This is a genomic window from Streptomyces narbonensis, assembly GCF_014649015.1.
Lineage (GTDB): Bacteria > Actinomycetota > Actinomycetes > Streptomycetales > Streptomycetaceae > Streptomyces > Streptomyces narbonensis.
The window spans coordinates 338361-362191 of the sequence record NZ_BMSF01000008.1 but is presented as its reverse complement, the minus strand read 5'-3'; the positions used below and the strand labels follow the sequence as shown (position 1 = coordinate 362191).

At 71.3% G+C, this 23831-nt stretch carries 22 protein-coding genes and 1 tRNA gene; 13 read left to right on the top strand and 10 right to left on the bottom strand.

What is annotated here, in order from left to right:
- The first annotated feature begins 88 nt into the window (after positions 1–88).
- Positions 89–1795, top strand: coding sequence for a phenylacetic acid degradation protein PaaN (gene paaN, locus IE124_RS18210; protein ID WP_189508791.1), 1707 nt, complete (start codon positions 89–91; stop codon positions 1793–1795).
- Between the two features lie 174 nt (positions 1796–1969).
- Here the strand turns inward: paaN and IE124_RS18205 are convergent, their stop codons facing one another.
- The 3 genes from IE124_RS18205 to IE124_RS18195 are packed head-to-tail and all read right to left on the bottom strand — an operon-like array spanning position 1970 to position 4721.
- Positions 1970–2674: a TrmH family RNA methyltransferase gene (locus IE124_RS18205; RefSeq protein ID WP_189508790.1), complete on the bottom strand. Its 705-nt coding sequence runs from the start codon at positions 2672–2674 to the stop codon at positions 1970–1972.
- Positions 2671–3933, bottom strand: coding sequence for an HTTM domain-containing protein (locus IE124_RS18200; RefSeq protein WP_189508789.1), 1263 nt, complete (start codon positions 3931–3933; stop codon positions 2671–2673). Before IE124_RS18200 ends, IE124_RS18205 begins: the two co-directional genes overlap by 4 nt.
- Positions 3930–4721: a DUF5819 family protein gene (locus IE124_RS18195; protein WP_370468777.1), complete on the bottom strand. Its 792-nt coding sequence runs from the start codon at positions 4719–4721 to the stop codon at positions 3930–3932. Before IE124_RS18195 ends, IE124_RS18200 begins: the two co-directional genes overlap by 4 nt.
- Positions 4722–4833: 112 nt before the next feature.
- Between IE124_RS18195 and paaA the strand changes: the two genes are divergently transcribed.
- The 6 genes from paaA (at position 4834) to IE124_RS18165 (ending at position 9699) form a co-directional block, all read left to right on the top strand.
- The gene (gene paaA / locus IE124_RS18190) at positions 4834–5850 is read left to right on the top strand and encodes a 1,2-phenylacetyl-CoA epoxidase subunit PaaA (RefSeq protein ID WP_189508788.1); all 1017 of its coding nucleotides are present in this window, start codon (positions 4834–4836) and stop codon (positions 5848–5850) included.
- On the top strand, positions 5847–6134 hold the full coding sequence (paaB, locus tag IE124_RS18185) for a 1,2-phenylacetyl-CoA epoxidase subunit PaaB (protein WP_189508787.1): 288 nt from the start codon (positions 5847–5849) through the stop codon (positions 6132–6134). Before paaA ends, paaB begins: the two co-directional genes overlap by 4 nt.
- Entirely contained in the window at positions 6131–6889 is a 759-nt protein-coding gene (gene paaC / locus IE124_RS18180) for a 1,2-phenylacetyl-CoA epoxidase subunit PaaC (protein ID WP_370468776.1), read from the top strand. Before paaB ends, paaC begins: the two co-directional genes overlap by 4 nt.
- Complete coding sequence (gene paaD / locus IE124_RS18175; protein WP_189508786.1) at positions 6883–7380, top strand: 1,2-phenylacetyl-CoA epoxidase subunit PaaD; 498 nt, start codon at positions 6883–6885, stop codon at positions 7378–7380. Before paaC ends, paaD begins: the two co-directional genes overlap by 7 nt.
- Positions 7381–8469: a 2Fe-2S iron-sulfur cluster-binding protein gene (locus IE124_RS18170; RefSeq protein WP_189508785.1), complete on the top strand. Its 1089-nt coding sequence runs from the start codon at positions 7381–7383 to the stop codon at positions 8467–8469.
- 96 nt (positions 8470–8565) lie between these two features.
- Positions 8566–9699, top strand: coding sequence for an acyl-CoA dehydrogenase family protein (locus IE124_RS18165; protein ID WP_189508784.1), 1134 nt, complete (start codon positions 8566–8568; stop codon positions 9697–9699).
- Between the two features lie 60 nt (positions 9700–9759).
- On the opposite strand, the gene IE124_RS18160 is transcribed toward IE124_RS18165, so the two are convergent.
- The 4 genes from IE124_RS18160 to IE124_RS18145 form a co-directional block, all read right to left on the bottom strand.
- Positions 9760–10104 (bottom strand): rhodanese-like domain-containing protein, encoded by a 345-nt coding sequence (locus IE124_RS18160; RefSeq protein ID WP_189508783.1) that lies wholly within the window; start codon positions 10102–10104, stop codon positions 9760–9762.
- A 57-nt stretch (positions 10105–10161) separates the two neighbouring features.
- Positions 10162–10917, bottom strand: coding sequence for a hypothetical protein (locus IE124_RS18155; RefSeq protein ID WP_189508836.1), 756 nt, complete (start codon positions 10915–10917; stop codon positions 10162–10164).
- A gap of 320 nt (positions 10918–11237) precedes the next feature.
- A complete protein-coding gene (locus IE124_RS18150) occupies positions 11238–12701 on the bottom strand; it encodes a DUF2252 domain-containing protein (RefSeq protein WP_189508782.1) in 1464 nt (487 codons plus the stop codon).
- Positions 12702–12804: 103 nt separating this feature from the next.
- Positions 12805–13947 (bottom strand): ABC-2 transporter permease, encoded by a 1143-nt coding sequence (locus tag IE124_RS18145; protein ID WP_370468775.1) that lies wholly within the window; start codon positions 13945–13947, stop codon positions 12805–12807.
- A gap of 82 nt (positions 13948–14029) precedes the next feature.
- Here IE124_RS18145 and IE124_RS18140 point away from each other — a divergent pair, with 82 nt between their 5' ends.
- On the top strand, positions 14030–14497 hold the full coding sequence (locus tag IE124_RS18140; protein ID WP_189508780.1) for a MarR family winged helix-turn-helix transcriptional regulator: 468 nt from the start codon (positions 14030–14032) through the stop codon (positions 14495–14497).
- 78 nt (positions 14498–14575) lie between these two features.
- Here the strand turns inward: IE124_RS18140 and IE124_RS18135 are convergent, their stop codons facing one another.
- The 3 genes from IE124_RS18135 to IE124_RS18125 all read right to left on the bottom strand — a co-directional run bounded on the left by IE124_RS18135 (position 14576) and on the right by IE124_RS18125 (position 17421).
- The gene (locus IE124_RS18135) at positions 14576–15235 is read right to left on the bottom strand and encodes a response regulator (RefSeq protein WP_189508779.1); all 660 of its coding nucleotides are present in this window, start codon (positions 15233–15235) and stop codon (positions 14576–14578) included.
- Between the two features lie 43 nt (positions 15236–15278).
- Positions 15279–17180, bottom strand: coding sequence for a sensor histidine kinase (locus IE124_RS18130; protein WP_229832534.1), 1902 nt, complete (start codon positions 17178–17180; stop codon positions 15279–15281).
- A 154-nt stretch (positions 17181–17334) separates the two neighbouring features.
- Positions 17335–17421, bottom strand: a tRNA-Leu gene (locus IE124_RS18125).
- 437 nt (positions 17422–17858) lie between these two features.
- Between IE124_RS18125 and IE124_RS18120 the strand changes: the two genes are divergently transcribed.
- The 5 genes from IE124_RS18120 to IE124_RS18100 all read left to right on the top strand — a co-directional run bounded on the left by IE124_RS18120 (position 17859) and on the right by IE124_RS18100 (position 23791).
- Entirely contained in the window at positions 17859–18740 is an 882-nt protein-coding gene (locus IE124_RS18120) for an FHA domain-containing protein (RefSeq protein ID WP_189508778.1), read from the top strand.
- Between the two features lie 10 nt (positions 18741–18750).
- Positions 18751–19281, top strand: coding sequence for an FHA domain-containing protein FhaB/FipA (locus IE124_RS18115; protein WP_189508777.1), 531 nt, complete (start codon positions 18751–18753; stop codon positions 19279–19281).
- Between the two features lie 87 nt (positions 19282–19368).
- Positions 19369–20862 (top strand): Stp1/IreP family PP2C-type Ser/Thr phosphatase, encoded by a 1494-nt coding sequence (locus IE124_RS18110; protein ID WP_189508776.1) that lies wholly within the window; start codon positions 19369–19371, stop codon positions 20860–20862.
- A 26-nt stretch (positions 20863–20888) separates the two neighbouring features.
- The gene (locus IE124_RS18105) at positions 20889–22328 is read left to right on the top strand and encodes an FtsW/RodA/SpoVE family cell cycle protein (protein WP_189508775.1); all 1440 of its coding nucleotides are present in this window, start codon (positions 20889–20891) and stop codon (positions 22326–22328) included.
- Positions 22325–23791, top strand: a complete 1467-nt coding sequence (locus IE124_RS18100) for a peptidoglycan D,D-transpeptidase FtsI family protein (protein ID WP_189508774.1) — start codon at positions 22325–22327, stop codon at positions 23789–23791. The genes IE124_RS18105 and IE124_RS18100 overlap by 4 nt, the downstream gene beginning before the upstream one ends.
- The last annotated feature ends 40 nt before the right edge of the window (positions 23792–23831 follow it).

Below are 23831 nucleotides of genomic sequence, written 5' to 3'. Positions count from 1 at the left end.
GACGGACCCCCTTGTCCCGACCGATCGTTCGGTTACTCTAACTCCGTACGCGTCTCCCTGCCCAGCTCGACGAGGAGTTGGTCCTTCCATGGCCACCGCTCTGCCGACCACCGACCGTCTGGACCGTCTCGCCGAGAAGCACCGGTCCACGCTCGACCAGGCACTCGCCACGATCCGTACCCGCGCCTACTGGTCCCCGCATCCCGAGCACCCGAAGGCCTACGGGGAGGGTGGCTCGCTCGACGCGGCGGCCGGCCTCGCCGCCCACCAGGCCGTGCTGAACACCCGCTTCGAGCTCGACCAGCCCGGCACGGACGGCTGGACCGGCGGCGAGGTCTCGCCGTACGGCCCGGAGCTCGGCATCGAGTATCCGCACGCCGACATCGACGTCCTGCTGCCCGCGATGCGCGCGGGCATGGGCGCCTGGCGTGACGCCGGGGCCGAGACCCGCGCCCTCGTCTGTCTGGAGATCCTGTCCCGGATCTCGGCCCGCACCCACGAGTTCGCCCACGCCGTCATGCACACCAGCGGACAGGCGTTCATGATGGCGTTCCAGGCCGGCGGCCCGCACGCCCAGGACCGCGGCCTGGAGGCCGTGGCGTACGCGTACGAGGAGCAGACCCGCACCCCCGCCGGGCGGGCCGACTGGTCCAAGCCCCAGGGCAAGCGCGACCCGCTGGAGCTGTCCAAGGAGTTCACCCCGGTCGGCCGCGGCATCGCCCTGATGATCGGCTGCAACACCTTCCCCACGTGGAACGGCTACCCGGGCCTGTTCGCCTCGCTGGCCACCGGAAACCCGGTCCTGGTCAAGCCGCACCCGCGCGCCGTCCTGCCGCTCGCGCTCACGGTGAGCGTCGCCCGTGAGGTGCTCGCGGAGAGCGGCTTCGACCCGAACCTGGTCGCGCTCGCCGTCGAGCGCCCGGGCGAGGGCATCGCCAAGACCCTGGCTGTGCGCCCCGAGGTCCGGATCATCGACTACACGGGCTCGACCGAGTTCGGCGACTGGCTGGAGGCCAACGCCCGCCAGGCCCAGGTCTACACCGAGAAGGCCGGCGTCAACACGGTCCTGGTCGACTCCACGGACAACTACAAGGGCATGCTGGCCAACCTGGCCTTCTCTCTGTCCCTGTACAGCGGCCAGATGTGCACGACCCCGCAGAACCTGCTGATCCCCCGCGACGGCATCACCACCGACCAGGGCCCCAAGTCGTACGACGAGGTCGTCGCCGACCTCGCGGCGTCGGTGGGCGGCCTGCTCGGCGACGACGCCCGGGCGAACGGCCTGCTCGGCGCGCTGGTCAACCCGGACGTGAAGGCGCGCCTCGAGGCCGCCGCAGGCCTCGGCGAGGTGGCGCTCGCCTCCCGTGAGGTCGTCAACCCCGACTTCCCGGACGCCGTCGTCCGCACGCCGGTGATCGTGAAGCTCGACGGCTCCAAGCCGGACGCGCAGGCCGCGTACTTCTCCGAGTGCTTCGGCCCGGTCTCCTTCGCCGTCTCGGTGGACTCCACCGCCGACGCCCTGGAGCTGCTGCGGCGCACGGTCCGCGAGAAGGGCGCGATGACGGTCGGCGCGTACACGACCTCGGCCGAGACCGAGCGCGCGGTCGAGGAGGTCTGCCTGGAGGAGTCGGCGCAGCTCTCGCTGAACCTCACGGGCGGGGTGTACGTCAACCAGACCGCGGCGTTCTCCGACTTCCACGGCTCCGGCGGAAACCCCGCGGCGAACGCGGCGCTGTGCGACGGCGCCTTCGTCTCGAACCGCTTCCGGGTGGTGGAGGTCCGCCGCCAGGCCTGACCTCGACCGGTGCGGGGGCCCCACGCGGCCCCCGCACCGCTGTCAGGGGGCCTCGACCGTCAGGGCGTCCCCATCTCCGCTGCCAGGGCGTCTCGATCCCTGCCGTCAGGGCGTCCCCATCCCCGCTGCCAGGGCGCCTCGACCCCTGCCGTCGGGGCGTCTCGATCCCTGCTGTCAGGGCGTCTCGATCTCCGCGTACCGCTGCACCCACGCGTGCATGGCGATCGCGGCGGCGGCTCCCGCGTTGATCGACCGGGTCGAGCCGAACTGGGCGATCGAGCAGACCATCTCCACGCGTGCGCGTGCCTCGTCCGTGAGCCCCGGGCCCTCCTGCCCGAAGAGCAGCACGCAGCGGCGCGGCAGCACGGTCCGCTCCAGCGGCACCGCGCCGGGGAGGTTGTCGATCCCGATGATCGGCAGGCCCTCGGCCGCCGCCCACGCGGTCAGCGACTCCGTGTCCGGGTGGTGGCGGACGTGCTGGTAGCGGTCGGTGACCATGGCGCCCCGCCGGTTCCAGCGCCGTCGGCCCACGATGTGGACCTCCTTGGCGAGGAAGGCGTTGGCGGTCCGCACGACCGAGCCGATGTTGAAGTCGTGGCCCCAGTTCTCCACCGCCACGTGGAAGTCGTGACGCCGGGTGTCGAGGTCGGCGACGACCGCCTCCCGCGTCCAGTACCGGTAGCGGTCCACGACATTGCGTCGGTCGCCCTCCGCGAGCAGCTCGGGGTCGTAGCGCTCGTCCTCCGGCCACGGCTCCGGGTGCGGCCCGACGCCGATCTCGGGGGCGAAGCCCTCGTCGTACTGAACCGGCTCGGCCGCCTCGGCCGCCGCAGCCGTGTCGGCCGCCTCGGCTCCGGTCTTCTCTTCGGTGGTGCTCACCCGACGAGGGTACGGGGACCGTGCTCCTCACCCGTACGGCGCTGCTCGGGCAGCGTCCCGGCGGACCGCCGCCCCCACAGCCGGTCCCGGCCCCGCGCCGCCTTGGCGCCGAGGGCCACCAGGAAGGCCGTCGGCAGGAACACGGCGTCGGCGGAGATCATCGCGAGCGAGAAGACCGGCAGTCCGAGGAGCACGGCGATCCCGGCGTGCTCCAGCATCATCGCGACCAGCAGGACGTTCTTGACCTTGCGGTGGAAGAGCGTGAACGGGAAGGCGATCTGCACGATCACCGTGCCGTAGGTCAGCAGCAGCACCATGATCCCGCTGGAGCCGAGCATCTCGGAGAGTGCGGGCCAGGGCGAGAAGTAGTCGAGGTGGAGCGGGTAGTACAGGGCGGTGCCGTCCTGCCAGCGCGAGCCCTGGATCTTGTACCAGCCGGCCGTGGCGTAGATCAGGCAGACCTCGGCCATGATCACGACGAGGGCGGCGTTGTGCGTGAGGTTGGCGAGGACGTCGAGCAGGGTGCGCGGCTCTCCGGGCGCGAGCCGGCAGGCCAGCCACCACAAGCCGTGCCCGAGCCACAGCACCCACAGCAGCACCGGCAGCCACCATTCGCCGGTGACGCCGCTGAACCAGGTGGTGGCGAGCAGGAAGCCGCCGAGCACGGTCCACAGCAGCGGGCCGACGAGGTCCCGGCGCTCGGCCTCGACCGCTTCTCCGGCCGCACGGGCCGCCGCCCTGCGCGCGGCCTCGCGCTCGGCCCTCCTGGCGTCGAGGGACCACACCTGGCCGCAGCGGGTGAGGACGAGGTAGATCGCGGCGAGGTGCAGGACGTTGTCGCCGCCGTCGCCGAGGAAGACGGAGCGGTTCTGCAGCGAGAGGACCCCGACCATGAAGACCACCGACACGGCCCGGGTGCGCCAGCCGACGAGGAGCAGGGCGGTGGAGAGCACGGCGAGCCCGTAGACGAGCTCGAACCACAGCCGCCCGTCCGACCACATCAGCACGGTGAAGGCCCGGTTGTCGGCGATCAGCCGGCTCGCCAGCTCCCAGGACCACGGGCCGTCGGGCCCGTACATCTCGTGCCGGTGCGGCAGCTCTCGCAGCAGGAAGACGAGCCAGGTCAGCGAGAAGCCGATCCGGACGATCGCCGTCTGGTACGGGCCGAGCGCGCGGCCGGTGACGGCCTGGACGGCGCGGGCGATCCTCCGGTCGAAGGGTTCACGCGTCCGCGCGCGCGTGGCGGTGGAACCGCTCATCGCCCTCCCTCCCCACGGCTCGGACCGGCGGCGTCCGCACGGCTGCGGGTGTCGCCTTCGGGCCGGTCGGCATCGGTCACCTTCCACCAGGGAAGGTCGCGATAGGAAGGGGTGACCTCGTTCTTCTCGGTGCTCCATCGGGGCGCGGGCACGGGCCGGGTGACCGCGCGCAGCTGCACGCGGCGCACGTCGGCCCCTTCGAGGGAGGCGATGCCGCCGAGCCGGAGCATCGCGATCCGGCGCATGTACTCCTCCGAGAGGTGGCCGCGCGTCCCGTTGGGACGGTCGTCGTCGGAGTGCGAGTTCAGGTAGAAGTCCACGGCCCTGCGGAGCTCGTTCTGCTGGGTGTGGCTGGGCAGCGGGTTGTGGCGGATCGCCGCGGTGTCCTGCGCGGTGAGGTCGATCCAGTCGGTGGTGCGGCGGCCGTCGCCGGCGGTGACGATCTCGGCGCGGACCTCGACGGAGACGTTCTGCTGGAGCGGGTTGGGCGCGAAGAGCTTCCAGTTCTGTTCGAACTCGGGATAGATCCAGTCGTCGACGGCCTGGCCGTGCCGCTTGGTGAGCGTGTTGGACGGCGCGACGTGCAGGAACACCATCGCCAGGTGGACACAGACGAAGACCCCGGCCACGGCGAGCGCCACGGCGGCGACGACCTGGTAGGGCAGCGACAGCGCCATGATCCCGCTGCCGGCGGGCCCGGCCGGCACACCCCGTACGCCCGTTCCGGCGCTCGTCATGACGCCTGTCTCGACGTCCGCGTCGATGTCCCTTTCGACGTCTGCGTCCATCCCGCCCCGATCCCGATCGGCCCACCTCGGTTATCCACAGGGTTGACACCATACGGGCCGCCGACTCACCATTGAAGTCATTCAACCGAACGATCGGTCGGTAGGGGGTTCGATGACCGCAGTGACGGCAGGGACGACAGGGACCACGGGCGCGCCCGGCGTGTCGGACACGGCCGTAGCGGCGACACAGGCCGCCTACGAAGCCGTGTTCGACGCCGCCGTGGCCGCCGACGAGCGGATCGAGCCGCGCGACTGGATGCCCGAGGCCTACCGCGCCTCGCTCGTCCGGCAGATCGCGCAGCACGCCCACTCCGAGATCATCGGCATGCAGCCCGAGGCGAACTGGATCACCCGCGCGCCCTCGCTGCGCCGCAAGGCGATCCTCATGGCCAAGGTCCAGGACGAGGCCGGCCACGGCCTGTACCTGTACAGCGCCGCGGAAACCCTCGGCACCAGCCGCGACGAGCTCCTCGACAAGCTCCACTCCGGCCGCCAGAAGTACTCCTCGATCTTCAACTACCCGACGCTGACCTGGGCCGACGTCGGCGCGATCGGCTGGCTCGTGGACGGCGCCGCGATCACCAACCAGGTCCCCCTGTGCCGCTGCTCCTACGGGCCGTACGCCCGCGCGATGGTCCGGGTCTGCAAGGAGGAGTCCTTCCACCAGCGCCAGGGGTACGAGGCCCTCCTCGCCCTGTCGAACGGCACCGAGGCCCAGCACGCCATGGCGCAGGACGCGGTGGACCGCTGGTGGTGGCCCTCCCTGATGATGTTCGGCCCGCCCGACGACGAGTCGACCCACACCGCCCAGGCGATGGCCTGGAAGATCAAGCGCCACACCAACGACGAACTGCGTCAGCGCTTCGTCGACATCGCCGTGCCCCAGGCCGAGGCCCTCGGCCTCACCCTCCCCGACCCCGACCTCCGGTGGAACGAGGAGCGCGGGCACTACGACTTCGGCCCCATCGACTGGACCGAGTTCTGGGACGTCCTCAAGGGCAACGGCCCCTGCAACGACCAGCGGCTCAGCAGGCGGCGCCAGGCCCACGAGGACGGCGCCTGGGTCAGAGAAGCAGCCGCGGCCTACGCGGAGAAGCACACCGGCAAGCACGGGGAGGCACAGGCATGACGAGCGACAGCTGGCCGCTGTGGGAGGTGTTCGTGCGCTCCCGCCGCGGACTGTCCCACACCCACGCGGGCAGTCTCCACGCGCCCGACGCGGAGATGGCCCTGCGCAACGCCCGCGACCTGTACACCCGCAGGAGCGAAGGCGTCTCGATCTGGGTCGTGCCCTCCACCGAGATCACCGCCTCCTCGCCCGACGAGAAGGACCCCTTCTTCGAACCGTCCGCGGACAAGCCCTACCGCCACCCGACGTTCTACGAGATCCCGGAGGGGGTGAAGCACCTGTGAGCACCCCCGACACCCGCGAGACCGCCGGGCCCGGCGTCGAGACCTCCGCGATCACCGCCGCCGCCCTCGCCCTCGGCGACGACGCCCTCGTCCTCTCCCACCGCCTGGGGGAGTGGGCCGGCTCCGCCCCCGTCCTGGAGGAAGAGGTCGCCCTCGCGAACATCGCGCTCGACCTCCTCGGTCAGGCCCGCATCCTGCTCTCCCTCGTCGGCGACGAGGACGAACTGGCCTACCTCCGCGAGGAGCGCTCCTTCCGGAACGCCCAGCTGGTCGAACAGCCCAACGGCGACTTCGCCCACACCATCGCCCGACAGCTGTACTTCTCCACCTACCAGCACCTCCTGTACGGACAGCTGGCAGCCGGCGACGGCCCCTTCGCAGGCCTGGCGGCCAAGGCCGTCAAGGAAGTCGCCTACCACCAGGACCACGCCGAGCACTGGACCCTGCGCCTCGGCGACGGCACCCCCGAGAGCCACGACCGCATGCAGCGGGCCTGCGACACCCTCTGGCGGTACACCGGCGAGCTGTTCCAGCCCGTCGACGGCCTCGACCTGGACCACACCGCCATGGAGAGCGCCTGGCTGGACTCCGTCACAGCCGTCCTCACCAAGGCCACGCTCACCGTGCCCACCGGCCCCCGCACCGGAGCCTGGGCCGCAGGCGCCGGCCGCCAGGGCCTCCACACCGAGTCCTTCGGCCGCATGCTCGCCGAGATGCAGCACCTGCACCGCAGCCACCCGGGGGCGACATGGTGACCATGACGGCCCTGGAGGAGGAGCTCAGCCGGATCGCCGGCGCCGTTCCCGACCCGGAACTGCCCGTCCTCACCCTGGAGGAACTCGGCGTCATGCGGGGCGTCCACGTCACCGGCCCCGGCCGCGTCGAGGTCACCCTCACCCCCACCTACACCGGCTGCCCCGCGATAGAGGCGATGTCCTCCGACATCGAGCACGCCCTCCACGAGCACGGAGTGCCCGACGTCTCCGTCGTCACGGTCCTCGCCCCCGCCTGGTCCACCGACGACATCAGCGAGGAAGGCCGGCGCAAGCTCGCCGAGTTCGGCATCGCCCCGCCCCGCCCCCAGGGCCCGGCCGGCGGCCCCGTGCCCCTCACCCTGGCGATCCGCTGCCCCCACTGCGGCTCCACCGACACCGAACTCCTCAGCCGCTTCTCCTCCACCGCGTGCAAGGCCCTGCGCCGCTGCACCGCCTGCCGCGAACCGTTCGACCACTTCAAGGAGCTGTAGATGCTGCCCTCAGCCGCCGCACGGGCCGGGTTCCATCCGCTCCGGGTCAGCGACGTCGAGCGGCTCACGGACGACTCCGTGGCCGTCACCTTCGCCGTGCCACCCGAGCTCCACGAGACCTACCGCCACCTCCCCGGCCAGCACCTCGCCCTGCGCCGCGAGGACGAGAAGGGCGAGGAGATCCGTCGCACGTACTCGATCTGCTCCCCCGCCGCCCCCGCCGGCGAACCCCCCGTCCTGCGCGTGGGCATCCGACTCGTCGACGGCGGCGCGTTCTCGACATACGCCCTCAAGGAGCTGGCCGCCGGTGACCTCGTCGAGGTCATGGAACCCATGGGCCGCTTCGCGCTCACCCCGCGCCCCGGCCACTTCGCCGCCGTCGTCGGCGGCAGCGGCATCACCCCGGTCCTGTCCATGGCGGCCACCCTGCTCGCCCGGGAGCCCGAGGCCCGGTTCTGCCTGATCCGCAGCGACCGCACCGCCGCCTCCACGATGTTCCTCGACGAGGTGGCCGACCTCAAGGACCGCTACCCGAACCGCTTCCAGCTCGTCACCGTCCTCTCCCGCGAGGAACAGCAGGCGGGGCTGGACTCCGGCCGCCTCGACCGCGAGCGGCTCGACACCCTCCTGCCCGCGCTGCTGCCGGTCGGCGCGATCGACGGCTGGTTCCTCTGCGGCCCGTTCGGGCTCGTCCAGGGCGCCGAGCAGTCACTGCGCGGCCTCGGAGTGGACCGAGGCAGGATCCACCAGGAGATCTTCCACGTCGACGACGGCTCGGCACCCGCGCCGGCCGCCCCCGCCGACACCCCCGCGCACGCGAACCTCACCGCGACCCTCCACGGCCGCTCCGGCACCTGGCCCGTCGACCGCGGCGAGACCCTCCTCGACACCGTGCTGCGTGCCCGCGCGGACGCCCCGTACGCCTGCAAGGGCGGAGTGTGCGGCACCTGCCGCGCCTTCCTCGTCGGCGGCGAGGTGCGCATGGACCGCAACTTCGCGCTGGAGCCCGAGGAGACCGACGCCGGATACGTACTGGCCTGCCAGTCCCATCCCGTCACCCCGGACGTGGAGTTGGACTTCGACCGCTGACGAGTCCCGGCACCGCCATTCCCTTCCGCTAGAACCTGTTCTATCTTGACGGCTCGTCAGGGCAGAGAGCAGGAGCGCCAACGGGAGGGCAGGACAGTGGACTTCACCTTCACCGAAGAGCAACAGGCGGCCGTCGAAGCGGCCAAGGCGGTCTTCGCGAGCGTCACACCCGACGCGGTACCGAGCCCGGCCCTCACCCCGGGCGCCGTCTCCGAGGACCTCGACCGATCCCTCTGGTCCCGCCTCGCCGCCGCCGACCTGCTCGGTCTCGTCCTGCCCCCCGAGCACGGCGGCGCCGGACTCGACCCCGTCGCGCTCTGCCTCGTACTGCGCGAATCCGCCCGCGTCCTCGCCCGCGTACCCCTCCTCGAGACGGGCGCAGTGGCGATGACCATCGCCCACTACGCGGAACGGTCGACAGCCGCCGCGCTCCTCCCCCGAATCTGCCGCGGCGAACTCGTCCTCACCGCCGCCTCACACGGACTCACCGGCCACGACCCGGCCGACCGCGCCGTCACCGCCCGCCGCGACGGCACCACCTGGACCCTCGACGGCCTCCAGAACGCCGTCCCCTGGGCCCACGGCGCCGACCTCGTCGCCGTCCCCGCACACACCCCGGACGGCAGCACCGTCCTCGCCCTCGTCCCCCGCACCCACGAAGGCGTCACCCTCGCCGAGCAGTACTCCACCAGCGGCGAACTCCTCGCCGCACTCCACCTCGACGCCGTACGCCTCGGCAGCACCGAGGTCATCGAAACCGAAGGCGCCTGGGAACGACTCCGCGAACTCCTCACCACCGGCACCTGCGCCCTCGCCCTCGGACTCGGCGAAGCCGTCCTCACCATGACGAGCCAGTACACCGGCAAGCGGGAACAGTTCGGCCACCCCGTGGCCACCTTCCAGGCCGTCGCCGTCCAGACCGCAGACTGCTACATCGACCTGCGCGCCATGGAAGCCACCCTCTGGCAGGCCGCCTGGCGCGTCTCCACCGGCGCCGACGGAGCGCTCCCCGCCGCCGGGGACATCGCCGTCGCGAAGATCTGGGCCTCCGAGGGCGTACGACGCGTGGTGCAGACCGCCCAGCACCTGCACGGCGGCTTCGGCGCCGACACCGACTACCCCCTGCACCGCTACCACGCCTGGGCCAAGCAGCTCGAACTGTCCCTCGGCCCCGCAGCCGCCCACGAGGAGGCACTCGGCGACCTCCTGGCCACCCACCCCCTCGGCTGACGACCCGAGCCGGCCCGAGAAGCCGGCTCAGCCCGTCGCCTCAGCTCATCTCAGCCCATCTCAGAGGACGAAGGCCGGGCTCCCGCTCCCCGTCACCATCGGACGCCCGGCACCGTCCCAGGCGATCATCCCGCCGTCGACGTTCACCGCGTCGAAGCCCTGCTGCACCAGATACTGGGTGACCTGCGCCGACCGGCCGCCCACACGGCACATCACATAGGCACGACCATGCTCGGCCACCGCCTCCGTCACCTCACCGAAGCGCGCCACGAAGTCGCTCATCGGCACGTGCACCGCACCCTCGACATGACCGGCTTCCCATTCGTTGTCCTCCCGGACGTCCAGCACCAGCGCGTCGGCCGGCACGGAAGCCGCGTCCACCGAGGGCAGCGGGGAGAAATTCATGGGACTGGCCTTCTCTCGTCAAAACCGCCCGACGAAGTTCGAGCGCACACAAAAAACCTACTCCACCAGCCCGGCAAGCTCGGTCTCACGCTCGGAGACCTGCGCGAGCAGCTGCTCCGCGACCTCCTCCAGGAGCCGGTCCGGGTCCTCCGGAGCCATCCGTAGCATCGCGCCGATCGCGGATTCCTCCAGCTCACGCGCCATCGCGGACAGCATGTCCTTGCGCTGCGCCAGCCACTCCAGGCGTGCGTACAGCTCCTCGCTCTCGCTGGGCCGCTCCTCGGCCGGCACGGGACCCGCCTCCCATTCGTCGGAGAGCTCGCGCAGCTGTGCCTCGTCGCCCCGGGCGTAGGCGGCGTTCACCCGAGTGATGAACTCCTCGCGCCGCTGCCGCTCGGCATCCTCCCGGGCCAGGTCGGGGTGGGCCTTGCGGGCCAGCTCACGGTAGAGCCGACGCGCCTCCTCACTGGGCCGCACCCGCTTCGGAGCCTGCACCGGCCGCTCGTTGAGCATCGCCGCCGCCTCGGGGGAGAGGCCGTCGGAGTCGATCCAGTCGTGGAAGAGCTCCTCCACCCCGGGCATGGGCATGACCGCGGCCCGCGCCTCCTGGGCCTTCCGCAGATCCTCCGGGTCCCCGGAGCGCTCCGCCCGCGCCTCGGCGATCCGAGCGTCCAGCTCGTCGAGCCGCGCGTACATGGGACCGAGCTTCTGGTGGTGCAGCCGCGAGAAGTTCTCCACCTCGACCCGGAAGGTCTCGACGGCGATCTCGAACTCGATCAGCGCCTGCTCGGCGACCCGCACGGCCCGCTCCAACCGAGCCTCGGGCCGCTCCTCCGCAGCCTGCCCTGCCTCGTTCCGCTCACCGTCGGGCCGCCCCGCCTCAGCCCGCTCATCCGCGGACCGCCCTGCCTCGGATCGCTCGTCCGCGGACTGCCCTGCCTCGGATCGCTCGTCCGCGGACCGCCCTGCCTCGGGTCGCTCGTCCGCGGGCTCGTCGCTCGCACCCTGGTCCACGCTCACGTTCACGCCCGCCCACGTCCTCGTTCCGGCTCGTCCCACCCAGCCTACGGTCCTTCGGGGGGCCTCCCCCCCCTCCCTCCCCCTCCCCTCCCTCCCCCCGATGCGGGCGTCGGTCAGACGCCCAGTTCTGCCGCTATGCGCCCCGCCCGGACGGCGGCGAGCAGGTCGGCGTGGTCCGCGGTGGTGCGGTCCGCGTACGTGACGGCGAAGGACGCGACGGCCTCGTCCAGCTCCTCGTTCTTGCCGCAGTAGCCGGCTATGAGGCGCGGGTCGGCGCTGTGGGCGTGCGCCCGGGCCAGCAACGCCCCGGTCATGCGGCCGTAGTCGTCGACCTGGTCCACGGTGAGCGCGGCAGGGTCGACGCTGCCCTTGCGGTTGCGGAACTGGCGCACCTGGAAGGGCCGCCCCTCGACTGTCGTCCAACCGAGCAGATGGTCGCTCACCACCTGCATCCGCTTCTGTCCGAGGACCACCCTCCGCCCCTCGTGGCCGGGGTCCGGGACGGTGAAGCCCACGGCCGGCAGGTACGGCAGCAGGACCGAGGGCCTTGCCTCCTTCACCTGGAGCACCAGCGGCTCGCCCCGGTGGTCGAGCAGCAGCACGACGTAGGACCGGGTGCCGACGCTGCCGGTGCCGACGACCCGGAAGGCCACGTCGTGGACGGCGTACCGCGCGAGGAGCGGCAGCCGGTCCTGGGACACGGTCTCCAGGTACGCGCCGAGGGAGGCGGTGACGGCCGCCGCCTCGCCGTCGGGAACCCTCCGCAGTACCGGGGGAGCGTCGACGAACCTGCGGCCACCGCCCTCGGCATCGGTCACCGCCTCGGTCGACCGGGCGGCGAAGCGGGCGCTGGTGTTGTTCCGGGCCTTCGCCGAGACCCGCTCCAGGGTGCCGAGGAGGTCGCGGGCGTCGGTGTGCGAGACGAGTTCCTCGTCGGCTATCGCGTTCCAGGCGTCGAGGGCGGGGAGTCTGGCCAGGAGGCGCATGGTGCGGCGGTAGGCGCCGACGGTGTCGAACGCGGCCGCTCGGCACACCTCCTCGCTCGCGCCCACTTCCCGTCCGGCGAGGACGAGAGAGGTGACGAGCCGCTTGAGGTCCCATTCCCAGGGGCCGGTGATCGTCTCGTCGAAGTCGTTGAGGTCCATGACGAGCCGGCCGCGGGCGTCGCCGTAGAGGCCGAAGTTGGCGGCGTGCGCGTCGCCGCACAGTTGGGCGGATATCCCGGTGACGGAGGTCGTGGCGAGGTCCTGGGCCATCAGTCCGGCGGATCCGCGCAGGAAGGCGAAGGGGCTGGCCGCCATCCGGCCGACCCGTATCGGTGTGAGCTCGGGGACCCGTCCCCGGCTGGATTCCTCGACGGCGCGGACGGCGTCCGGGCGGTCGGCCGCGAGGGCCGGCCGGTCGTGCGCGGTGCGGGGCACCTTGCCGCGCAGGCTCTTGCCGAGGTCCCTGGGGGAGACCCCGGCGCCACCGTCGGCGGCGCGGCGCGCGAAGCCCGGTACGTGGGGGACGCGCTCGCCGTCCGCCGTCCCGTCCGTATCGCGCTGTTCCGGCACCATGGCCCGGATCTCGTCCATGGGATGTCCTCCCCCGATGCGATGTCCAACATCATCCGGCCCTGACGGTACCGCCGCACCTGATCGACCGTCTCCCCCTGTGGACAACGCCCTGTGGACAACCTCAGACGGCGACGGCCTCCTCCATCTCCGCCTCCGTCTCCTCCCCCGTCTCCCCGACCATCCCCCCGTCCGTCTCCCTCTCCGTCCCCTTCTCGATCCCCTCCGTGATCCGGGCCTTCTTCCCGGCCGCCACCACCGTGTTCCCTCCGACCTCCGAGGCCCGGTTCCTCCTGGCCTCCACGGCCCCGGCGGCCACCACGAGGGCGGCTCCGGCGAGGAACCACAGGGTGAGGACGAGGACGTGACCGCCGAGCGCGTGACCGCCGAAGTAGACATGGCTGCGGACGCCCTCGACGAAGCCCGCGCCGTTCCAGAAGGCGTGCAGCGCGCCGAAGAAGCCGGGCTGGAGCTCGGGCCGGTAGATGCCTCCGGAGCTGGTGAAGTTGAGCATGACGAAGAGAACCATCACGCCGAGCGTGGTCCAGCGGCGCAGGAAGGTGTGGAGGCCGACGCCGACGAGCAGGATGCCCGCCGCGTAGAGCCAGGACATGGCCCAGACTCCGCCGAGTCCCTGGTCGACGAGGTGGAAGACCGGTCCGGCGAACAGGGCGCCGATCAGGCTGACGACCAGCGACATCGCGGCGGCGAGGAGTGCCCTGATCTTCATGGGCAGGGCGGCGCCGGCTCCGCCGATGACGGCGACCGAGGCGTAGGCGCCGATGCTGAGGGCGACGAGCAGGAAGAAGACGCCCTGGCCGGTGGGGTCGCCGGAGGCGACGGGGGCGACGTCGGTGACCTTGAGGGGGGCGTCCTGTGCGGCGGCGACCTTGGTGAACACCTTCTCCACGGCCATGGCACTGGTGTCGGAGGAGGCCGAGGCGACGATGAGTTCGGGTTTCTCTCCGGGGATGTAGGCCCCGAAGCTGCCCTGCTCGCGCAGCGAGGTGACGGCCGTGGCCCGGTCGGCGACGGTACGGACGTCGAGGGCGCCGGCGCCCTCGTCCTGGAGCGTCTGGGCGAGGACCTGGGCGGTCGGCCCGGAACCGACTACGTCGACGCGCAGGTCGTGGGGCGCGGGGGCGTGGAAGGCACCGAGGTAGGCCAGGCCCATGCCGATGCACATCAGCAGGGGGGTGAGCAGATGTCCGAGGACGTGCCTCAAGGCGCTGTGGGTACTCGGTCCTGCGGACACCGGAACCTCCATGGTTGGCTTTTACAACTACCTGACCGTTGTACTATACAACCGAATCGGCAGGCGGCGACAACGGACGACAGGGGAGCGCACCATGACCGGTGGCGCAGAAGTACCGCGCGAGGCGTCCCTGGACGTCATCCAGCGCGAACTGACGGCGTTCGCGCGCAGGGCCCGCGCCTCGGCGGCCCGGGTCCACCCCGAGCTCCCGCTCGTCTCCTACACGCTGCTCGCCCACATCGACGTGCAGCGCGGCTGCCGCGCGACCGACCTCGCGGCCCACTACCTGCTGGACAAGTCGACGGTCAGCCGCCAGGTAGCCACCCTGGAGCGGCTCGGACTCGTCGAGCGCCGGCCCGCCCCCGACGACCACCGCGTCCAGGTCCTGCACCCCACGGAGGCGGGCGCCGAGGTCCTCGCGTCGGCTCAGACGAGCCGCCTGGCCGCCTACGAGGAGCGCCTGCGGGACTGGTCGGCCGACGACCTCGCCCAGTTCGCCGCGTACCTGCTGCGCTACAACACCGCGAGCACGAGCGACCTCCCGGACAGCTCCCCCCGCTGACCCGAGCCGCCCCGCCCGCGTGGTCCAGCCGAGCCACCCCGCCCCGTAGCTCCAGCGGTGCTGACGCCGGATGGGGCTTTAGAGCCCGGCGTCCCGGGCCAGCAGCGCCGCCTGCACCCGGTTCTCACAGTCCAGCTTGGCGAGGATCCGGCTCACGTACGTCTTCACCGTGGCCTCGCTCATGTGCAGCCGGCGGCCCGCGTCCGCGTTGGACAATCCTTCCCCGAGCACCGCCAGCACGTCGCGCTCCTTCTCGCTCAGCGCCGCCACCCGCACCCGCGCCTGCTCGGACCGCGCGGCCTCCCGCCCCGTGGCGAGCCGCTCCACCACGTGTCGGGTCGCCGCCGGCGACAGGTAGGCGTCCCCCGCCGCGGCCGCCCGTACCGCCCGGATCAGCTCGGCCGGCGCCGTGTCCTTGAGCAGGAAGCCGGCGCCCCCATGCTCCAGGGCCCGCAGCACGTTCTCCCGCTCCCCGAAGGTCGTCAGGACGATCACCCGGGCCGCCGGCGCGGCCCGGCGCAGCTCCGGCAGCGCGGAGAGGCCGTCGAGCACCGGCATCTGGATGTCGAGCAGCACCACGTCGGCGGCGTGGGCCCGGGCCGCCTCGACGGCCGCCCGGCCGTCGGCCGCCTCGCCGACCACCTCGATGTCCGGGTCCGAGATGAGGATCATCCGGATCCCTGCCCGGATCAGGGGCTCGTCATCGGCGATCACGACCCTGATCGGCTGCCCTGCCACAGCTACTCCCCCACGACCGACTCCGGCGAGGCCGAGGACAGCGTCACCGCTGCTCGACCACGTACGACTTCTTCTCGATCAGCTTGCCGTCCTTGAAGCAGAACCGGAAAACGGGCTCCTCGTCGAAGGATTCCCCAGTCTCCGAGGAGAGCAGGAGCAGGCAGTCGGCGCCCTCCGGCTGCGCGGGCCCCTTGCCCCCCAGGCCCGCGGTGGCTATCGAGTCGCCCGAAGGAAGTCGCTCCCGAACCTCCCGCTCGGTCGCACCGACCTTGACCGCGTCGTACTGCTCGGGGTCGATCATCCCCTTCTCCAGCGAACCGATCATGAAGAAGAGCCCGAAGCCTGCGGCCACCACGAGCAGGACGACCGCCGCGAAGGCGATCCCGCACCCCAGGGCGACCCCACCGCCCGCGCCCATGCCCCTGCCTCTGCCCCCGCGCACCGCCATCGCCAGCTCCCGCTCTGTGAACGTCCAGTCGGTCGGTCCGACCACGACCGGACGACCATCGCCCACGAGCGGTCTCGTCGACTGCTGCCGGAAGTCGTCGGCCGCATCGACCAAAGGCGCTGCCTCGGCGGCGGGTGCCGCTCCGTACGGCAGCATCCCGGCCACCCGGAACCCTCCTCCGTCGGCCGGGCCCGCGTGGCACATGCCGCCCACCAGCCGGGCCCGCTCGGCGAGCCCGGTCAGCCCCTGGCCGCCGCTCACCACGTCCTTGGCCGGGCCGCCCGCCGGCGCCTCGTTGAGGACCTCCACGACGAAGGTGTCCGGCTCGTAGCGCAGCTCGACGGCGATCGGTGCCCCCGGCGCGTACTTGTAGGCGTTGGTCAGCGCCTCCTGCACGATCCGGTACGCGGCGTGGTCCGCGGCCGGCGCCAGCGACCGCTCCTCCCCGAGCCGGCGCAGCCCGACCGTGGTCCCGGCCGCCCTGGCCGCCGTCACGAGCCCCTCGATGCCCGCGGTTCCCCGCGCCGCCTTCCCCGTCTCGTCGCCGGCCCGTGCGAGTGCGGCCGTTCCTTCCGTGGCCTCGATCCCGTCGCGCAATATGCCGACGACCTCCCGCAGCTCGTGCATCGCCGTCACCGAGGCGTTCCGCAGGACTCCGACGACCTCGCGCTGCCGCTCGCTCAGGTCCCTGTCCACCTCCAGGGCGCCCGTGTGCACGGCGATCAGCGCCAGTTGGTGCCCGAGGCTGTCGTGCATGTCCTGGGCGATGCGCTGCCGCTCCCGCAGCCGCGCCTGCCAGGCCACCATCGTCCGCTCGCGCAGCAGCTGGGCGTTGCGCTCCTGGAGGGCGTGCAGCAGGGTCCGCCGCTGGGTCCAGTAGCGGTGGGCGAGCCCGGGCGCCAGGGTCGTGCCCAGGTAATAGAGGGCGGCGAGGAAGGCCACCGTCAGCAGCCGCTGCCGGTCCCAGCTCTCCAGGAGCGTGCCTCCGACGTCCAGGACGAAGGCGGCCATGAAGGCGGCCAGTGCCCGCCCCGCGCTCTCGACGTACCGGCCGGCCGACCAGCCGACGACGATCAGCAGCGGGCCGAAGCCGGGCAGGAAGGGGGCGAGCCCCGCGGCGAGGACGAGCACGCTCGCGGGCAGCCTGCGCCGCAGCAGCGACAGCACGGCGGCGCCGGCGGCGACCACGGCGAGGCGCCGGCCCTCGCCACCCAGGAGCTCCTCGCTCCCGGCGGCGAGCAGTGCGACGACCACGGCGAGCGAGATCTCACCGGCGGTACGACGCCGCGACCACTGGCCCGGTACGGCGAACCATCCCCACCAGACGGCGACCCTTGCCCCGACAGCGCGCCCGATCCCCGCCCCAGACCTGATCCCGGCCCCCGTCCGGATCCCGGCGCCTGGCTCGACCCCAGGCTCGGCCCCAGTCCCGGCCCCCGACCCTGGCTGTCTCCCGGACTCGCTGCCGCTCGCGCCCCGGTCCCCCGACTTCGACATAACGTCCACGCTCGCACCCTAGGCAGCGGCCCCACCCGCGGACGTCCGTCTTTCGTCTCGTCTCCCGACGACGAAAGTCGCGACGTGGGAAGGCTCACAATCCGAGACACAAACGCGGAAGCCCCGTAGGTCGATGACCTACGGGGCTTCCGTCTGGTGCGCGAGGGGGGAGTTGAACCCCCACGCCCTTTCGGGCACTGGAACCTGAATCCAGCGCGTCTGCCTATTCCGCCACCCGCGCATTGGTGGCCTCCCTGCCCTCTCACCTTTCGGTGCGAGCGCCTGGCGACATCTGAAGATTAGCACGTCGCAGACCGTGGATTCACATCCCTTCTTCCGCCCCCACTCCCGCAGAACCAAGGAGAGAGGGAGGTGGGAGGGCGACCCCGAAGGGCGCGCGTGGGGGGGAACGCCTGGGGGAAGGAGCGGGAGGGGACCGAGGAAGAGGACGGAGGAGGACGGACCACCCTCGGTCACCGGGCGCGGACTCCCGGTCCCACCGCCGCTCCCTCAGCCGGGTGCGGGACACTGTCCACAGGCCACCTCTACGATCCGGGGGAAAGGTCTGTGAGAGGTGACACTCGTCCACAGGGCAGAGAAGGGGAACCAGCCGATTTCCCGACGCGTGGATACGATCAGTAAGCAGTACCAGGACGACAACGACGGAGGAGGTGCCCCATGGGAGTGATGAAGCGTTTCGAGCAGCGTCTCGAAGGTCTGGTCAACGGCACCTTCGCCAAGGTGTTCAAGTCCGAGGTCCAGCCCGTCGAGATCGCCGGCGCGCTCCAGCGCGAGTGCGACAACAACGCGACGATCTGGAACCGCGAGCGGACGGTCGTCCCCAACGACTTCATCGTGGAGCTCAGCGCGCCGGACTACGAGCGCCTCAGCCCCTACTCGGGCCAGCTCGGCGACGAGCTCGCCGGCCTGGTCAGGGACTACGCGAAGCAGCAGCGCTACACCTTCATGGGACCGATCAAGGTCCACCTGGAGAAGGCCGACGACCTCGACACCGGTCTGTACCGGGTGCGCAGCCGCACACTCGCGTCGAGTACGTCACAGTCGCAGCCGCCTGCCTCCGGACACCAGCAGCCTCATCAGCAGCAGGGCCAGGCGCAGGGCCGCGGCGGTTACGGGTACCCCCCGACCGGCGCCCCGCCCATGCCCGCCTCCCCGCCTCCCGGCGCCCCCGGCCAGCGGCCGGCGGCACCCGCGGGACGCCCCGCGGGCGGCCCCGTGGCCATGCCCGGCACGGGTGCCGGGGCCGGCGCGGGCTCCCAGGCCCGCCGCTGGATCGAGATCAACGGCACCCGCCATCAGATCTCCCGCCCGACCCTGGTCCTCGGCCGCAGCACCGACGCGGACGTGAGGATCGACGATCCCGGCGTCTCCCGCCGGCACTGCGAGATCCGGACCGGAACGCCCTCGACGATCCAGGATCTGGGATCCACCAACGGCATCGTGGTGGACGGGCAGCACACCACCCGCGCTACGCTCCGCGACGGCTCGCGGATCGTCGTGGGCAGCACCACCATCGTTTACCGGCAAGCCGAAGGGTGAAGCGGGGGCAATGTCAGAGCTGACCCTGACGGTCATGCGGTTGGGTTTCCTGGCCGTTCTGTGGCTGTTCGTCATCGTGGCCGTCCAGGTCATCCGCAGCGATCTGTTCGGAACGCGGGTGACGCAGCGCGGTTCACGGCGCCAGGACGCCCGGCCGCAGCAGAACACGCGCCAGCAGGCCGCCGCGCCTCCGCAGCAGCGCGGCCAGCAGCCCGCCGCGAGCGGCGGCGGGCGGCAGCGCCGTGGCGCCCCGACCAAGCTGGTCGTCTCCGAGGGCACCCTCACCGGCACCACCGTCGCCCTCCAGGGCCAGACGATCACGCTGGGCCGGGCGCACGATTCGACGATCGTGCTGGACGACGACTACGCGTCCAGCCGGCACGCCAGGATCTACCCCGACCGGGACGGCCAGTGGATCGTCGAGGATCTCGGGTCCACGAACGGCACCTATCTCGACCGGACCCGCCTCACCACCGCCACGCCGATTCCGCTGGGCGCGCCGATTCGCATCGGCAAGACCGTCATCGAGCTGCGGAAGTAGTACGACAATGAGCGGAGCGACCGGAGGGTGGGCAGTGTGGGTCGAGACCGGCTGTACCCCGATGCAGCGTCGACAGGGCAGGTGCGCATGACTCTGTCCCTGCGATTCGCCGCGGGCTCCCACAAGGGCATGATCCGCGAGGGCAACGAGGACTCCGGCTACGCCGGCCCCCGGCTGCTCGCCATCGCCGACGGCATGGGCGGCCAGGCCGCCGGTGAGGTCGCCTCCTCCGAGGTGATCTCCACCCTCGTCACGCTCGACGACGACGTCCCCGGTTCCGACATCCTCACCTCGCTCGGTACGGCGGTGCAGCGCGCCAACGACCAGCTTCGGATGATGGTCGAGGAGGACCCGCAGCTGGAGGGCATGGGCACGACGCTCACGGCCCTGCTGTGGACCGGTCAGCGCCTCGGCCTCGTCCACGTCGGCGACTCGCGCGCCTACCTGCTCCGTGACGGTGTCCTCACCCAGATCACGCAGGACCACACCTGGGTCCAGCGCCTCGTCGACGAGGGCCGGATCACCGAGGAAGAGGCCACCACCCACCCGCAGCGCTCGCTGCTCATGCGCGCGCTCGGCAGCGGTGACCACGTCGAACCCGACCTCTCGATCCGCGAGGTCCGGGCCGGCGACCGGTACCTCATCTGCTCCGACGGCCTGTCCGGTGTGGTCTCCCACCAGACCCTCGAGGACACGCTCGCCAGCTACCAGGGCCCGCAGGAGACCGTGCAGGAGCTGATCCAGCTCGCGCTGCGCGGCGGCGGCCCCGACAACATCACGGTGATCGTCGCGGACGTCCTCGACGTCGACGGCGGCGACACCCTCGCCGGCCACCTCAGCGACACCCCGGTCATCGTGGGCGCGGTCGCCGAGAACCAGGCGGCCCAGCTGAACGACGGCGGGGCGATGCAGACGCCCGCCGGCCGCGCCTCCGGCCTCGGCCGCCCGGCCCCGCACCAGCAGCCGCCGGCCGGCGGCTTCGGTCCGCCCGGCAGCGGCGACGACCACGGCTACGGCGGCATGCCGCCGCAGGGCTCCTTCGAGTCGTACACGGACGACGACTTCGTCAAGCCGCGCACCGGCCGGAAGTGGCTCAAGCGCTCCTTCATCCTGGTCCTCGCCCTCGCCGTCCTCGGCGGCGGGGCCTACGGCGGCTGGCGGTGGACGCAGACGCAGTACTACGTCGGCTCCAAGGACCAGCACGTGGCGCTCTACCAGGGCATCAGCCAGGATCTGGCCTGGGTCTCGCTGTCGAAGGTCGAGAAGGACCACCCCGAGATCGAACTCAAGTACCTCCCCGCCTACCAGCGGAAGCAGGTCGAGGACACGATCACGGGCGGCAGCCTCGGCAAGGCCGAGACGAAGATCTCCGAGCTGGCCCTGCAGGCCTCGGCCTGCAAGAAGACCGAGCAGCGTCGCGCCGCCGCCGAGAAGGCCGCGGACCAGGCGAGCAAGCCGCCGGCCGAGACGCCCGAAGGCACCGCCACTCCTGACCCCAAGCCCACCACAGCCGCTCCGTCGCCGGGTCCCACCCTCACCGCGGAGGAGCAGAAGCTGGCCTCGAACTGCGGCAAGCAGTAAGCACCCGTAGGGGGCCTTTCACCACCATGAGCGTTGTCACCAACACGACCACCATCGGCGCGATCGAGGCGCCGAGCCGCCGCAACACCGAGCTGGCGCTGCTCGCGTTCGCCGTCGTCATCCCGGTGTTCGCGTATCTCAACGTGGGCCTGGCCATCGACGGCAAGGTCCCGGCCGGCATGGCCGGGTACGGGCTCGGTCTCGCCCTGCTCGCGGGCGTCGCCCACCTCGTGGTGCGGAAGTGGGCCCCGTACTCGGACCCGCTGCTGCTGCCCCTCGCGACCCTGCTCAACGGCATGGGCCTGGTGCTGATCTGGCGCCTGGACCAGTCGCCGCGGCTCATCGCGACCTCGATGCGGCTGTACAAGAGCTTCAGCCCGGACGCTCCGAGCCAGATGATGTACTCGGCGGTCGGCATCGCCATGTTCGTGGGCGTGCTGGTGCTGCTCAAGGATCACCGCGTCCTCCAGCGCTACACGTACATCTCCATGGTGGTGTCCCTCGTCCTGCTGCTGCTGCCGCTCGTCCCGGGCCTCGGTGCGGACGTGTTCGGCGCCAAGATCTGGATCCGCGTCGGCGGTTTCTCCATCCAGCCGGGTGAGTTCGCCAAGCTGGTGCTCGCCGTCTTCTTCTCCGGTTACCTGATGGTGAAGCGCGACGCGCTGGCCCTGGCCAGCCGCCGTTTCATGGGGCTCTACCTGCCGCGCGGCCGTGACCTGGGCCCGATCCTCACGATCTGGGCGGTCAGCCTCCTCATCCTGGTCTTCGAGAACGACCTCGGAACCTCGCTGCTGTTCTTCGGCATGTTCGTGATCATGCTGTACGTGGCGACCGAGCGGACCAGCTGGATCGTCATGGGTCTGCTGATGGCAGTCGCCGGTGCGGCCGTCGTCGGCTCCACGGCCAGCCACGTGAAGTCTCGCGTGGCGGCCTGGCTCGACCCGTTCGGCTGCCTGGAGACGGCCACCGACCAGAACATGCTCAACGCCTGTGACCAGATGACCCAGGTGCTGATGTCCTTCGGCTCCGGAGGCATCCTGGGCACCGGCCTCGGACAGGGCAACTCGGACCTCATCAGCTTCGCCGCCAACTCGGACTTCATCTTCGCCACCGTCGGCGAGGAGCTCGGGCTCGCCGGTGTGATGGTCTTCCTGCTGCTCTACGGGCTGATCGTCGAGCGGGGCATCCGCACGGCCCTCGCCGCCCGCGACCCCTTCGGCAAGCTGCTCGCGATGGGCCTCTCCGGCGCCTTCGCGCTCCAGATCTTCGTCGTCGCCGGCGGTGTGATGGGCCTCATCCCGCTCACCGGTATGACGATGCCGTTCCTCGCGTACGGCGGTTCCTCGGTCATCGCCAACTGGGCCCTGATCGGCATCCTGATCCGGATCAGCGACACCGCGCGGCGCCCCGCGCCCGCGCCCGCCCCGTCCCCCGACGCCGAGATGACCCAGGTGGTCCGTCCGTGAACAAGCCGCTTCGCCGGGTCGCGATCTTCTGCGGTCTGCTCATCTTCGCCCTGCTCCTGCGCGACAACTGGCTCCAGTTCGTCCGCGCCGACGAGCTGAACTCGCACGCCAAGAACACCCGTGTGCGCATCGAGCGCTACGCGAACGAGCGCGGCAACATCATCGTCGACGGCAAGCCGATCACAGGCTCCGTCGACTCCCAGGACCCGTACTACAAGTACAAGCGCACCTACACCGACGGCCCCATGTGGGCCCCGGTCACCGGGTACGCCTCGCAGGCCTACGACGCCAACCAGATCGAGAAGATCGAGGACGGCATCCTCACCGGCAACGACGACCGGCTCTTCTTCGACCGCACGCTCGCCATGTTCACCGGCGACAAGAAGAAGGGTGGCGACGTCGTCACCACCCTCAGCGGGGCCGCGCAGAAGGCCGCCTACAAGGGCCTCGGGAACAACACCGGCGCCGTCGTCGCCATCGAGCCGTCCACCGGCAAGATCCTGGCGCTCGCGTCCACTCCCTCGTACGACCCCACCTCGTTCGCCGGCTACTCCGGCAAGGACGAGAAGGCCTGGGTCGCGCTGGAGAAGGACAAGAACAAGCCGAAGCAGAACCGCGCGATCCGCGAGATCTACCCGCCCGGCTCCGTCTTCAAGGTCGTCACCGCCGCCGCGGCGCTGGAGAGCGGCAAGGTCACCGACATCGACGCGGCGACCGAGACCCCCGAGGGCTGGAAGATCCCGCTCTCGACGAAGCCGATGAAGAACCACTCGGGCGGCTGCGCCAACGCGAGCCTGAACGAGGCGCTGCGGATCTCCTGCAACTCGGTGTTCGCGAAGCTCGGCGACGACGTCGGCCGCGACAAGATGGTCGAGATGGCCGAGAAGTTCGGCTTCAACGCCGAACAGTTCACCCCGGTCCGCTCCTCCGCCTCGGTCTACGACAAGCAGGCCGACCGCGGCGGTAACGCGCTCTCCTCCATCGGCCAGTTCAACACCGCGACCACCCCGCTGCAGATGGCGATGGTCACGGCGGCGATCGCCAACGACGGCAAGCTGATGAAGCCGTACATGGTCGACAAGCTGGTCGCCCCGAACCTCGACGTGATCAAGCAGAACGACCCGGAGGAGATGAGCCAGCCGGTCTCCCCGGAGAACGCCCAGAAGCTCCAGCAGATGATGGAGAACGTCGTCTCCAAGGGCACCGGCGCCAAGGCCGACCTGAACATGGACGGCGTGAAGGTCGGCGGCAAGACCGGTACGGCGCAGCACGGCGAGAAGAACGCCAAGCGTCCGTACGCCTGGTTCATCTCGTATGCCAAGACCGCTCAGGGCTCCCCGGTGGCCGTCGCCGTGATCGTCGAGGACGCCGAGGGCACCAACCGCGAGGACATCAGCGGTGGCGGTCTGGCCGCCCCGATCGCGAAGGCCGTCATGAAGGCGGTCATCAAGAGCCGGGGCTGATCCCCCCGGACCCATACGAGCCGGGTACCAGCCAGGTACC